This is a genomic window from Maritimibacter sp. HL-12, from assembly GCF_900177545.1.
Classification (GTDB): domain Bacteria; phylum Pseudomonadota; class Alphaproteobacteria; order Rhodobacterales; family Rhodobacteraceae; genus Sinisalibacter.
On record NZ_FXBQ01000001.1, the window covers coordinates 1,629,374 to 1,642,536 of the forward strand.

The 13,163-nt window shown below is 66.8% G+C and carries 10 protein-coding genes; 4 read left to right on the forward strand and 6 right to left on the reverse strand.

All coding sequences use genetic code 11. The features are described from left to right. Nucleotides 1-1,146: a murein hydrolase activator EnvC family protein gene (locus B9Y97_RS08095; RefSeq protein ID WP_085526266.1), complete on the reverse strand. Its 1,146-nt coding sequence runs from the start codon at nucleotides 1,144-1,146 to the stop codon at nucleotides 1-3. Then, entirely contained in the window at nucleotides 1,143-2,666 is a 1,524-nt protein-coding gene (gpmI, locus tag B9Y97_RS08100; protein WP_085526267.1) for a 2,3-bisphosphoglycerate-independent phosphoglycerate mutase, read from the reverse strand. The genes B9Y97_RS08095 and gpmI overlap by 4 nt, the downstream gene beginning before the upstream one ends. Nucleotides 2,667-2,804: 138 nt before the next feature. Between gpmI and B9Y97_RS08105 the strand changes: the two genes are divergently transcribed. Then, on the forward strand, nucleotides 2,805-4,070 hold the full coding sequence (locus B9Y97_RS08105) for a SulP family inorganic anion transporter (protein ID WP_085526268.1): 1,266 nt from the start codon (nucleotides 2,805-2,807) through the stop codon (nucleotides 4,068-4,070). Between the two features lie 24 nt (nucleotides 4,071-4,094). Here the strand turns inward: B9Y97_RS08105 and B9Y97_RS08110 are convergent, their stop codons facing one another. The 4 genes from B9Y97_RS08110 to B9Y97_RS08125 form a co-directional block, all read right to left on the reverse strand. After that, nucleotides 4,095-5,576 (reverse strand): inorganic phosphate transporter, encoded by a 1,482-nt coding sequence (locus B9Y97_RS08110; protein WP_085526269.1) that lies wholly within the window; start codon nucleotides 5,574-5,576, stop codon nucleotides 4,095-4,097. Between the two features lie 132 nt (nucleotides 5,577-5,708). Further along, nucleotides 5,709-6,122 (reverse strand): NUDIX hydrolase, encoded by a 414-nt coding sequence (locus B9Y97_RS08115; RefSeq protein WP_254900877.1) that lies wholly within the window; start codon nucleotides 6,120-6,122, stop codon nucleotides 5,709-5,711. 143 nt (nucleotides 6,123-6,265) lie between these two features. Continuing rightward, nucleotides 6,266-8,707 carry an ATP-dependent helicase HrpB gene (gene hrpB, locus B9Y97_RS08120; RefSeq protein ID WP_085526271.1) on the reverse strand — a complete coding sequence of 814 codons (2,442 nt, stop codon included), beginning with the start codon at nucleotides 8,705-8,707 and terminating at the stop codon, nucleotides 6,266-6,268. A 15-nt stretch (nucleotides 8,708-8,722) separates the two neighbouring features. After that, nucleotides 8,723-9,370: a DUF3108 domain-containing protein gene (locus tag B9Y97_RS08125; RefSeq protein ID WP_085526272.1), complete on the reverse strand. Its 648-nt coding sequence runs from the start codon at nucleotides 9,368-9,370 to the stop codon at nucleotides 8,723-8,725. Between the two features lie 133 nt (nucleotides 9,371-9,503). Here B9Y97_RS08125 and meaB point away from each other — a divergent pair, with 133 nt between their 5' ends. From meaB to B9Y97_RS08140, 3 genes are all read left to right on the forward strand, one after another. Beyond that, nucleotides 9,504-10,481: a methylmalonyl Co-A mutase-associated GTPase MeaB gene (gene meaB / locus B9Y97_RS08130; RefSeq protein ID WP_085526273.1), complete on the forward strand. Its 978-nt coding sequence runs from the start codon at nucleotides 9,504-9,506 to the stop codon at nucleotides 10,479-10,481. A 216-nt stretch (nucleotides 10,482-10,697) separates the two neighbouring features. Beyond that, on the forward strand, nucleotides 10,698-12,527 hold the full coding sequence (locus tag B9Y97_RS08135; RefSeq protein WP_085528170.1) for an ABC transporter ATP-binding protein: 1,830 nt from the start codon (nucleotides 10,698-10,700) through the stop codon (nucleotides 12,525-12,527). A gap of 328 nt (nucleotides 12,528-12,855) precedes the next feature. Next, entirely contained in the window at nucleotides 12,856-13,152 is a 297-nt protein-coding gene (locus B9Y97_RS08140; protein WP_139828258.1) for a hypothetical protein, read from the forward strand. Nucleotides 13,153-13,163: the final 11 nt, after the last annotated feature.

Here is a 13,163-nt window from a genome sequence, read left to right on the forward strand (position 1 = left end):
TCAGTTTTCGGGGCCCGCGAACCAGGTGCCCGGGTCCTGCGGTGTTCCGTCTCTTCTTATCTCTATATAAAGCGACTCCGTCGCTTGTGCGCCACCTCCTTGCGCCGAAGTTATCAAAAAGGCTTGATCCTCATCCCTTTGAGCGCCACCCATCAGCCCTACAGGCGCGCCTTTCGGCAAGACCTCGCCGACCGTGCCAAATAACTGGCCGAGGCCGGCAAGCACGAGGAAATAGCCCTCACCCGGTTCGAGGATCGCAACTTCGCCGTAGTCGAGCAGCGGCCCGAGATACCGAATCGTTGCGGGCCAGGGCGTGGTCACCAGCGTGAGCGGCCGGGTGGCGACCACCCAGCCGGGGCGTTTCACGCCCGCCGCGTCGGCCTCCTCGAAGCGCCGGATCACACGACCGAGCACCGGCATGTCGAGCACACCTTGTGCTTCGGAAAAGTCCGGCTGCGCGATCGAAACGCCGGTTTCTTCCACCGTCGCGCTCATCAGCCCGCTGGCAAAACTCTCCAGCGTGTCGGCGGAGTTGATCAGGTTCTCCATTGCCTCCTCGTCGGCGACGAGTCGACGCGGCAGATCGGTTCGATTGGCAACCGCTTTCGACAATTCGATACGCGCGGCCTGCACGCCCTGCAGTCCTTCCTCCAAGGTGCTCACCGCCGCTTCCTGAAGGGCGCGCAGCATCGCCACCTCCTGCAAGGCCTCTCGCAAGGCCATGGCCTCCCGGGAGAGGGCGGGGGTTACGTCCGAAAGGATCATGCCCGAGCGTGCCGTGCCGAGCGGCCCGGACGGATGCAGCAGGAGGTGCGACTCCGGCGCTGCCTCGATGGATTGCAGAACCCCGAGCAACTGCGCCAGCCGTTCGCTTTCGGCCGAGAAAACTCCGTGGATCGCGCTTTCCCGCATCGTCGCCTGCCGCAGCCCCTCGCGCAGCGCGGCGAGCCCCTTTTCGTAGGCCTGAACTGTCTGGGTGAGCGCCGCCACCCGGTCTCGGGCACCGTCCGCGGCTTCGAGCGCTTCACCGGCGGCCTGCAATTCCTCCATCGCCGCCTGTGCGCTCAGCGTCGGATCGGTCTGTGCCGCAGCCGGAAAGGGCGCAAACGCAAGCGAAAGCGCGAGGAGAAGCGCGCGGTGCCTCACCGGACGATCAGGCTCTGGCCGGTCATTTCGCTGGGTTGTTCGAGGCCCATCAGCTCAAGCAGGGTCGGGGCAAGATCGCAAAGCTTGCCACCCTCGCGCAACGCAATGCCCTCCGGCCCGCCCACCAGCACCACCGGCACCGGATTGGTGGTATGTGCGGTGTGCGGCCCGCCGGTTTCGGGATCGACCATGGTTTCGCAGTTGCCGTGGTCGGCGGTCACGATCATCGCGCCGCCCGCCGCCTCCAGCGCCGCCAGAACCTCGCCAAGCGCGGCATCCACGGTTTCCACCGCCTTGATCGCAGCTTGCAGATCGCCGCTGTGGCCCACCATGTCGGGGTTGGCGTAATTCGTCACGATCAGATCATAGCCCTTCCCGATCGCATCCACGAAATGCTCCGTGACTTCGCCTGCGCTCATCTCCGGCTGGAGATCGTAGGTTGCCACCTTCGGGCTCGGTGCCATGTAGCGGTCTTCGCCTTCCTCCGGCTCTTCCTTGCCGCCGTTCAGGAAGAAGGTGACATGCGGGTATTTCTCGGTTTCCGCCAGCCGGAATTGCCGCAAGCCATGTTGGGCCACCCATGACCCGAGCGTGTTGACGATATCGCGCGGCGGAAAAACCGTCGTCATGTAGTCGTTGTGGCGGCTGGAATATTCCACAAGTCCGAGCCGTGCGGCCAGTTTCGGCCTTGTGCCGACGTCGAACTCGGCAAAGCCCGGCTCCCCGATCGCGCGCAGAATCTCGCGCGCCCGGTCGGCCCGGAAATTCATGCAGAACACGCCGTCACCATCCTTGATCCCGGCATGGCCCGCGATCACCGTGGGCTTGATGAATTCGTCGGTCTCGCCGCGGTCATAGGCGGCCGCGATCGCGGCGTCGGCGCTCGCCGCCACCGCGCCCATCGCCTTCACCATTGCATCATAGGCCAGCGTTACCCGCTCCCAGCGGTTGTCACGGTCCATCGCGTAATAGCGGCCCGAAACACTCGCCACCCGGGCCCCCTCGGGCAGATCGGCCTCGAAGGCCGCCACCTGCTCACGCGCCGATTTCGGGGCCACGTCGCGGCCGTCGGTGATGACATGCAACGCTACCGGCACCCCCGCCGAAGCAATCTCCCGCGCCGCGGCAACGATATGGTCCTGGTGCGCGTGCACCCCGCCCGGACTGGTCAGGCCGAACAGATGTGCGGTGCCACCCGATGTTTTCATCGCGCGGATGAAATCCAGAAGCGCGGGCATCTTGCCGAACTCGCCGTCTTCGATTGCCAAGCCGATCATTCCGAGGTCCATCGCTACCACCCGGCCCGCGCCGATATTGGTGTGTCCGACTTCTGAATTGCCCATCTGCCCATCGGGAAGGCCCACCGCCCGGCCATCGGTTTTCAACGCGCCATGCGGGCAGGTTTGCCAGATCCGGTCGAAATTCGGTGTGCTCGCGAGTTTCACGGCATTGTTCTCGCGTTCCTCGCGCAGGCCGAAACCGTCGAGAATGCATAGAACGACGGGCTTGGGAGTGGTCATCTGGAGCCTCGCTTTCTGTTGCCCCCTATCTAGCCTCCGGCCCGGGTGCAGACAATGGCCTCGCCCGGCACCGCGGGAATTGCCTTGCGGCCGCGCCAATGGCGGTTAACCTGCGCGCATATCACAAACCGTATCACCATGACTCCCAAGCTGCTCACCACGCTCAGGGCCTATTCGTGGCCCCTGTTCCAGGCCGATCTTCTGGCCGGGATCACGGTCGGCCTCGTCGCCTTGCCGCTGTCGCTGGCCATTGCCATCGCCTCCGGTGCCACGCCCGCGCAGGGGCTGATCACCGCCATTGTCGGTGGCCTGCTCGTCTCGCTGCTCGGTGGCAGCCGGGTGCAGATCGGCGGCCCGACCGGGGCCTTCATCGTCGTGGTCTACGGGGTGATCGCGGAGCACGGCATGGAGGGGCTCATCCTTGCCACGCTCATGGCCGGGGCGATCCTGCTGATCGCGGGCTTCCTTCATGCCGGCAAGCTGGTTGCCCAGGTTCCGGAACCGGTGATCAACGGTTTCACCCTCGGCATCGCGGTGATCATCGCCACCAGCCAGCTTGCCGACGCGCTGGGCCTCACCGTCGAGGCGATGCCCGCCGAGTTTGTCGGCAAGGTCGAGGCGCTATGGGCCGCCCGCGCCACGCTGCACTGGCCCGCGCTCGCGCTCACCCTTGCCACCGCCGCCCTGATCGTCGCGATGCGCGCCAAGCTGCCGCCGAAGGTGCCCGGCCTGATCATCGCCGTAGCGGTGGGGTCGGCGCTCGCCGCTTTTCCCGGTAGCGGGATCGACACCGTCGGCGGTCGCTTCGGGGCTCTGCCAAGCCAGTTGCCCGCCCCGCGTCTGCCCGCGCCGAACTTCGAGATGATCCGCGAACTCCTGCCGTCCGCGCTTGTCATCGCCTTCCTCGCCGGGGTCGAGTCGCTGCTTTCTGCCGTGGTGGCCGACAGGATGTCGGGAGGACGCCATCGCCCCCGCGCCGAACTTATTGCCCAAGGTGTGGCCAATCTCGGCTCTGGCCTGTTCGGTGGCCTGCCGGTCACCGGAGCCATCGCCCGCACCGCCACCAACGTGAAGGCGGGCGGGCGCACGCCGGTGGCCGGGCTGGTCCATGCGCTCACCATCCTCGCGGTGATGCTTCTGGCCGCCCCGCTCGCGGGCTTCCTCGCGATGCCCGCCATGGCCGCGCTGCTGATCCTGACGGCCTGGAACATGTCCGAACCGGACAAGTGGCGGGGCTACGTCACCGGCCCGAAACAGGACGCCTTCCTGATCTTCCTCACCATGGCGCTGACCGTGCTGGTCGATCTCACGGTGGCCATCGGTGTCGGGGTGGCGCTTGGTTTTGCGCTGCGCCGGGCCGGTCGTGAGGGGCCCGCCACCAGGTGGACGCCGCGCAGGAAATGAACGCGGCGTGCCCTGCGCCCGCGCTCAGAGCACGATCAGGTTGAGCATCCAGAAGATCCCGCCCGAAAGCAATGCGGCGGCGGGAACCGTGATCACCCAGGCCGCGACGATGGTCATGAAATGCGACCGGCGCACGAGCTTGCGGCGGCGCAGTTCCTCGGCGGGCAGGCGGCGCATGTCGGGCAGTTTGAGGTTGTTGGTGCGGCGGCGCTGCATCGTGTGCCATTCGCGGTAGAAACCCACGCCGAAGATCCCGCCGACGGCGATATGGGTGGACGACACCGGCAGGCCAAGCCAGCTCGCCACGATCACGGTAATCGCGGCCGAAAGCGCCACGCAATAGGCCCGCATCGGGTTGAGCTTGGTAATCTGGCTGCCGACCATCCGGATCAGTTTCGGCCCGAACAGCATCAGCCCGAAGGAAATGCCGAACGCACCGATGATCATCACCCAGTTCGGGATCGCCACCTCCCCGATCACCTCCCCGACGCTTTCGGCATGCACGATGGCCGCGAGCGGACCAACCGCGTTGGCCACGTCGTTGGCGCCATGGGCAAAGCTCAGGAGCGCCGCCGACATCACCAGCGGCAGGCCGAACAGCGCCTTGAGCGACTTGTTGCGGTTTTCCATGCCTTCGCTCTGCATCCGGATCAGCGGCGCCGCGATCACGTAAGAGATCGCCCCTATGCCAACGCCGACGAGCAGCGCGGTGCCGATGTCGATCTTCACCACCCGGCTCAGCCCCTTGAGCGCGAGATAGGCGGCAAAGGTGCCCGCCATGATCGCGATCAGCACCGGCACCCAGCGCCGCGCGGCGGCGATCTTGTCATCGACGTAGATGATGTTCTTCTTGATGAAGGCGAGGAAGCCGGCAGCGATCAATCCGCCCAGCACCGGCGAGATCACCCAGCTTGCTGCGATCGCGCTCATCGAGGGCCAGTTCACCGCGCTCAATCCCGCCGCCGCGATGCCCGCGCCCATCACTCCGCCGACGACCGAATGCGTGGTCGAAACCGGCGCGCCCACCCATGTCGCGAGGTTGATCCAGAGCGCCGAAGAGATCAGCGCCGCCATCATCGCCCAGATGAACACCCGGCTGTCGTCGACCGCTTCCTGGTTGATGATCCCCTTGGAGATCGTCGACACCACGTCGCCCCCGGCCAGCAGCGCCCCCGCGCTTTCGAACAGCGCAGCGATCACGATGGCACCGCCCATGGTGAGCGCGTTGGCCCCCACCGCGGGGGCCATGTTGTTGGCCACGTCGTTGGCGCCGATGTTGAGCGCCATGTAGGCACCGAAGGCCGCCGCTGCGACGATGACGTAGTTGGTTGTTTGCTGGCCAAAGAACACCGCCGCGCTGAGCGCCGCGATGGCGATGAACGCCAGCGCGATCCCGGTGCCCACCATCGGCCGCGACACGTAGAGCGCGGCGCGTTCAAGCTGGCCGATACGGCCGAGATCCTTGTCGAGCGTCGTCCATTGCCGGGATCTCTTGTCGTCTGCCATCACCGCTCGCCCTGTTACGATTCTGTCATGAAATCGTTACGTTCGGAGCGAGCTACCCCAGCGATCAGATCGACGCAACCGTTTCTGCCGCTGCCGGGCAGCGGGTCAGGGTTTCAGGACTACGCAGAAAACTCAGAACGACCGCAGCAGCGCGCTCAGGCCCTCTTCCTCGACCATGTCGGCCGCCACCTCGGGCGTCACCCACTTGCGCTTGCGCTGGCCGGCTTCAGGAAAGTCGTCGGCCATCTTGGCGACCTTGATCGCGTAGACGGTCGCCGAGCAGGGTTCGCTGAAGCCGTCATCGTGGTGCTTGGTGTAGTCGAACTCTCCCACCGGGGCGCGCCGCACGCTGGCGGATTTCACACCCGCCTCTTCCCAGGCCTCGATCCGGGCCGCCTCGGCAGCGGATTTGCCGTCCATTGGCCAGCCCTTGGGCAACATCCAGCGCCCGGTCCCCCGGGTGGTGATGAGCAACACCTCTTTTTGCCCCTTGGTCTTGCGATAGCACAGCGCCGCAACCTGAAACCGGTTGGGACGGTACAACATCGGACGAACAACCTCGTCCCAGGCTCTGGTGATAATCGACGACATGAAACCCGCTCTATAATTTTTTTAATTATGATCAACATAGGTCAAGAAAAGGTAAACTTCAATTCAACTCGCCTGAATCCCGTGGATTGCCCCTTGTTTCATGCGCCGCGCGGGCGCGCGCGCAGGGTCGGGTTGGCCACGGTCGGATCCTCCGGCCACGGGTGTTTGGGGTAACGCCCGCGCATGTCCTTGCGCACGTCGCCGTAGCTCGTCGACCAGAACGCAGGCAGATCGGCGGTGGTCTGCACCGGCCGGCCGGCGGGCGACAACAAGATCACCCGCAGCGGAGTCGTGCCAACCACGGGATGGCGGGTGACGCCGAACATCTCCTGAAGCCGCACCGCGATCTCCGGTGCGTCGCCGGCGTAGTCGATCGCCACCTTGCGCCCGAGCGGGGTGATGAAATGCGCGGGCGCGGCGGCATCGAGCCGCTGCATCTGGCCCCAGTCAAGCCGGCCGCGCAGCGCGTCGAGAATGTCGAACCGCTTCCAGTCCTCCGCCGAACGCACCCCCGCGAGGTGCGGCAGCAACCAGTCTTCGAGGCTGTCCATCAACGCCGCCTCGGTCATCCCGGGCAGGTCGGGGTCGGTGGCGCGCACCAGTTCCACCCGCGCCATGAAGCGGCGCGCCGCCTCGGAGGGGGCAAGCCCGATCTGGCGCACCCCGTCGAGCATGGCGCGCGCCACCGCTTGCGGGTCGGCGCCTTTCCAGTTGCGCTCGGTCAGCACGAGCGCGCCAAAGCGTTCTTCCTCGCGCGCCAGCACCCGCCCTTCGCGCCGCGACCACGCGCAAACCTGCACCCAACCGATCATGTCACCTTGCACTGCGCGCAGCTCTGCCTCGCTGATCGCCGTGGCCATGCGCACGCGCGCCTCGCGCGGGTGGCCATCGGTGTCGGACACCACGATCAGCCGCTGGCCCGCGAGCGGATCGGCCTCGTCGATCACTGCGCCCTTGCCACCCGAGAGCACGAAACGCGGGGCATCGCCCTTGCGCCGCAGGCCCACCCGGTCGGGATAGGCGAGGGCGGCCGTCTGCGCGGCGCTCAGCCCGGGGCCGTCCTCGACGAGCCGGGCCAGCCGCTTCGCCTCGGTTCGGATGCGCGCGAGCGTCGCGCGGTTCGGCTCGATGCCGTGCTCGGCGCGAAACCGGCCCGGATCTGCCACCGCCGCCAGCCGCAGTGCGAGTTCCACCGCCGCGCCGCGCGGCAGCGGGTCGCGCTCCTCGATCAGCGCGGCGAGCGGGGCGGCCGCGCGCCCTGCCGTCACCAGCATGTGCCCCAGCCTCGGGTGCAACGGCAGCCGGGCGAGCCGCTTGCCATGGTCGGTGATCCGCCCGCCCGCGTCGAGCGCACCCAGCGCTTCGAGCAGGCCGCGCGCTTCGGCAAGCACCCCGGGGTTGGGCGGCGTGAGAAAGGCCAGCCCTTCGCCGTCGCCCGCGCCCCAAAGCGCCAGTTCCAGCGCCAGCGGTGCAAGGTCGGCCACCTCAATCTCGGCGGGCGGATAGGCCGCCAGCGCCCCTTCCTCGCCCTTCGTCCACATCCGGTAGCAGGTGCCTTCGGCCACGCGCCCGGCACGGCCCCGTCGCTGCGCCGCCTCAGCCTTCGAAACCCGCTCCGTCACCAGCCGGCTCATCCCCGACCCGGGATCGACCCGCGCCCGCCGCGCCCGGCCGCCATCGACGACCACGCGGATATCCTCGATCGTCAGCGATGTTTCCGCGATCGCCGTGGCCAGCACCACCTTGCGGCCCTCCGGCTCGGGCCGGATCGCCGCGCGCTGCGCCGCCATGTCGAGCGCGCCGAACAGCGGACGTATGCGGCAATCCGGCGGCAGCCGGCCGGACAGCGCCGCCTCCACCCGCCGAATTTCACCCTCACCGGGCAGGAACACCAGCACGCCGCCGTTCGTTTCAGCCACCGCACGCAGCACCAGGTCGGCCACCGGCGCCTCGAACCGCGCCGTCGCGGGCAGCGGCGCGTCGAGCCAGCGGGTTTCCACCGGAAAGGCCCGGCCCTCGCTCACCACGACCGGGGCACCGCCCAGCAATTCCGCCACCGGCTCGGCGTCGAGCGTGGCCGACATCACCACCAGCACGAGATCGTCGCGCAGCGCCTCGCGCGCCTCCCAGGCCAGCGCCAGCCCGAGATCGGCGTTGAGGGAGCGTTCGTGGAACTCGTCGAAGATCACCGCGCCGATCCCCTGCAAGGCCGGGTCGGATTGCAGCATCCGCGTGAGGATGCCCTCGGTGACAACCTCGACACGCGTGCTCTTCGAGACCTTCGCCTCGCCCCGGATGCGGTATCCCACCGTCTGCCCGACCGGCTCGCCCAGGGTTTCCGCCATCCGCTCAGCCGCAGCCCGCGCCGCGAGCCGACGCGGCTCCAGCATCACGATCCGCCCCTCGACCCGGTCGAGCAATGCCAGCGGCACCCGGGTTGTCTTGCCCGCGCCGGGGGGTGCCACCAGCACCGCGCGGCCCGCCTCGGCGAGCGCGGCGCGCAGATCGGGCAGAACATGATCTATCGGAAGCGGTGTCATGGCCGCTTTATCGCGCTAACGGCGCAGCAGCGCCACCTTGCCGTGAATCGTGTCGATATCGGCGCGCATCGCCACCAGTTTCTCGCCCGTCCGCTCGAAGTGGATCGAGAACGGAAAGGTCACCGCCTCGGCCATCTCGGCATCGGTATAGCCCGAAAGCCGGGTCAACTTCCCGGTGCAGGTGAGGGAATTCTCGGGGCTGCCCGCGGCCGGGCGGATGCGCACCCGCATCGCCCGCTTGCCGTCGAAGGTCTGGCCCTCGAAGGCGCAACCGGTCCCGGCATCTCGGTCGATCAACGCGGCAATCAGCCCGGTGAGCGGGTCGATCCGGCTGTCGCTCGGCGCAAAACGCACCTGGACCGCCGAGGCGCGATAGCCGGTATCGACGTCTTCGACATAGCCGCGCGGCCTCAGCTCGGGCATCGTGCCGATGCCATGCGCGCTCATGGTAAACCGCACCCGGGCGAGCAGGCCGACAAGCCCTGTCGTCCGAAACTCGCCTTTTGCCGCATAGGCCGTTCCATCGGCATTCTTGGCGAGGATCATCTGACCGACCGGCACACCGAACAGCCGCACCCCGAAGTCGGCTCGGGTGTTTTCGCTCATGGCGGGTGCCGCGAGCAGCAACCCCAGAGCCATCACCAGACCGAGGGATTTGCGCATCTCGCATTCTCCAGCCGAATCAGGGTTCAAAGCTGGCTACATGCTACCACGCCGCTCCGTATCGTCCCACCCGGGCGGCTGGACAAGACAGCGCAGGGAAGGCAAGACGGGAGCCGCAGCGGAGGGCACTGGCATGGATATCGACGATCTCGCCAAACGGGTCATCGCCGGGGAGCGCCGGGCACTGGCGCGCGCGATCACGCTGGTCGAAAGTGGCCGGGCCGATCATCGTGCCGAGGCTGCCCGGCTGATCGAAACGGCGAAGCGCACGGGCCGCGAAGCGCTGCGGATCGGGCTTTCGGGCACGCCGGGGGTGGGCAAATCCACCTTCATCGAAGCCTTCGGGATGTTCCTGATCGGGCAGGGGCTGAAGGTGGCGGTGCTTGCCGTCGATCCTTCCTCGGCGCGCTCCGGCGGTTCGATCCTCGGCGACAAGACCCGGATGGAACGCCTTGCCCGCGAGAAAGACGCCTTCATCCGTCCCTCGCCCGCGCAAAGCCAGCTTGGCGGCGTGGCACGGCGCTCGCGCGAGGCGGTGGCGCTCTGCGAGGCGGCGGGCTTCGACGTGGTGCTGATCGAAACCGTGGGCGTCGGCCAGTCCGAAACCATGGTGGCCGGAATGGCCGATCTGTTTCTCCTGCTGATCGCGCCCGCCGGCGGCGACGAGTTGCAGGGCGTCAAGCGCGGGATCATGGAGATCGCCGATATCATCCTCGTCAACAAGGCCGACGGCGCTCTCAAGGACACCGCCACGCGCACCTGCGCCGATTATGCCGGGGCGCTGAGGCTCCTGCGCAAGCGCCCCCAAGACCCGGACGGCTACCCGAAAGCCATGCTGGTTTCGGCCCTCACCCAGGCTGGGCTGCCGGAAGCCTGGGAGGCAATGCAGGCGCTGGCCGACTGGCGCCGGAGCACCGGGCACTGGGACCGAAACCGCGCCGAGCAGGCGCGCCACTGGTTCGAGGAGGAGTTGCGCGCGGGCCTTCTTGCCCGACTGGAAAAGGATCCCTCGCTCCGCGACATGATCGCCCGCCTCGGCGAAGCGGTGGCGCTGGGCGAAACCTCGCCCACGGCCGCCGCCGGTTCGGTGCTCGCCTCGCTCGACACCTGATCGCACGACCCGGCGGCGATGGGCTCCCGTGCCCCGGGTTTTTCCATCTGGACAAATCGCGTGACACCCGCTGCCCGCGGGCTTATCACAGCCGGGCAACACGGTGGCGGCAAGGGCGAACACGGTCGGAACACCGGCTGGAAGCCCTGCCGGTTTCCTGCGCGTTGCCCGCTCATCCATTTTCACCCCGCTGCCTGGGTTCCAGCCATGTTCCGACTGTTTCGCTTTTTTGAAAACCTCGTCGATCCTTTCGCGCCGCACGACCCGGCAACGCCGCCGGCCACGGTCTGGGCCTACCTGCGCAGCCAATACGGCAATTTCCGCCGCTGGATGGTCTGGATGGCGATCACCGGCGTGATCGTCGCGCTGATCGAAACCGGGCTGATCTTCTATACCGGCCGGGTGATCGACCTGATGGACGGTGCCGAACCGGTCGACTTCTGGGCCAGCCACGGCTTCGAACTGGCCCTCGCGGCGTTCTTCGTCATCGCGCTGCGCCCCTTCGCCATCGTGCTCAACCACTTCTTCCTAGAGCAGACCCTTGCGAGCAACATGCAGGACCAGGTCCGCTGGCGCGCGCACCGGCACATGCTCGGCCAGTCATCGGGCTTCTTCCAGAACGATTTCGCCGGGCGGCTTTCGAACCGGGTGATGCAGCTTGGCCCGGCGGTGGAAGACAGCACCTACATGGCCTTCGAGGGCATCTGGTATGCGCTGACCTACGTGATCGCCGCCACCATCCTGCTCGGTCAGGTCACCCCGTGGCTGGCGCTGCCGTTGCTGATCTGGCTCGCGCTCTACATCGCCTATACCCGCTGGGTCGCGATCCGGGTGGCGGAAGCCTCGGAAAAATGGTCGGACGCGCGCTCGCTGGTTACCGGCCGGGTGGTCGATGCCTATGCCAATATCGAGAGCGTGAAACTGTTCAGTCAGGGCGCGCGTGAGGAGGATTACGTCCGCTCCGCGATGCGCCGCCACCGTTTGCGGTTCCAGCGCTTCCTGCGGCTGATGACCGAGCTGAGCTTCGGCCAGAACGTGCTGAACGGGCTGCTCATCGTCGGCGTGCTCGCGCCCGCGCTCTGGCTCTGGACGCTGGGCCGGGTGAGCGTGGGCGAAGTCGCCGCCGCCTCGGCGCTCACGATCCGGCTCAACGGCATGTCGGGCTGGATCATGTGGGTGACGATCCGGCTGTTCGAGCATGCCGGGGTGATCCGCGAAGGCCTGCGCTCGCTCTCGGTGCCGCACGAGATCACCGACAAGCCGGGCGCGCCCGGACTTCAAATCGGGCGTGGCGAGATCACCTTCGACGACGTGAGCCACCACTACGGCAAGGGCGTAGGCGGGCTCGACCACGTCACGCTCACCATCCCGCCGGGCCAGAAGGTCGGGCTCGTGGGCCGCTCCGGCGCGGGCAAGTCGTCACTGGTGAACCTGCTTCTGCGCTTTCGCGATGCCGAGGCGGGGCGCATCCTGATCGACGGCCAGAACGTCGCCGAGGTGACGCAGGACAGCTTGCGCGCCGCCATCGGCATGGTCAGCCAGGACAGCTCGCTCCTGCACCGCTCGGTGCGCGCCAACATCCTCTACGGCCGCCCCGATGCGAGCGAGGAAGACATGATCGCCGCCGCCCGCCGCGCCGAGGCGCATGACTTCATCCTCGGGCTGGAAGACCCGCGCGGCCGGCGCGGTTACGAGGCCCACGTCGGCGAGCGCGGGGTGAAGCTCTCGGGCGGCCAGCGCCAGCGCGTCGCCATCGCCCGGGTGATGCTGAAGGACGCCCCGATCCTCGTCCTCGACGAAGCCACCAGCGCGCTCGACAGCGAGGTGGAAGCGGCGATCCAGAACACGCTCTACGGCATGATGGAGGGCAAGACCGTGATCGCCATCGCCCACCGCCTCTCCACCATCGCCCGGATGGACCGGATCGTGGTGCTCGACGAAGGCCGCGTGGTGGAAGACGGCCACCACGACACGCTGATCGCGCAAGGCGGACTCTACGCCGGCCTCTGGGCGCGCCAGTCGGGTGGGTTCCTGGGGGAGGTGTGAGGGTGGGGGTAGGGCTTTTCGGTCGTTCGCCGGATCAGCACCAACAGGGGAGTGGCCCGTACCGGACATTCGTGCGTAGTGTGGGTAATGTCGGAACTCAGACCAAAGTTACCGAACCCTAGCCAAATCAGCTTGAAACTGTCACAGTGAAGTACGTCTCTCTTGACAGGAACAAAGAAAGAACAATAAGGGGTGCAATGTTTGAACAGGTAAAAGCGGAACTATGAGGGCGGTAAGTTATGTGGCCTGCATCATCGGGGGTGCGGTTCTCTGCTATCTGCTCTTGTCGCTTGGTGTCGTTGACGTAGTCGACGGAGTGCCCGGCACAATGCAAGAACCGGCAATCGCACTGCCCACATATCTTGGATTTATTTCTGCGATGATGACAGCGGTAACCGCTGTGTTGGCTGCGGTCGCAATCGGGATCGGCGTTGTTGCCTTCTTCACTTTTGGCGGGATCAAGAACGAAGCGCGGAAGATCGCCAGTGAGAGGGTGAACGAACTGGTCAACGAGAAACTGTCGGACGAAGCGATTAAGGCACGCATTGACGAGATCGCTTTTGGACAAGGGCCGCGTGGTGAACTGGATGAAGACTTTGATCCAGACGACAAGGGCAACCGCTAGGAGGGAGAATC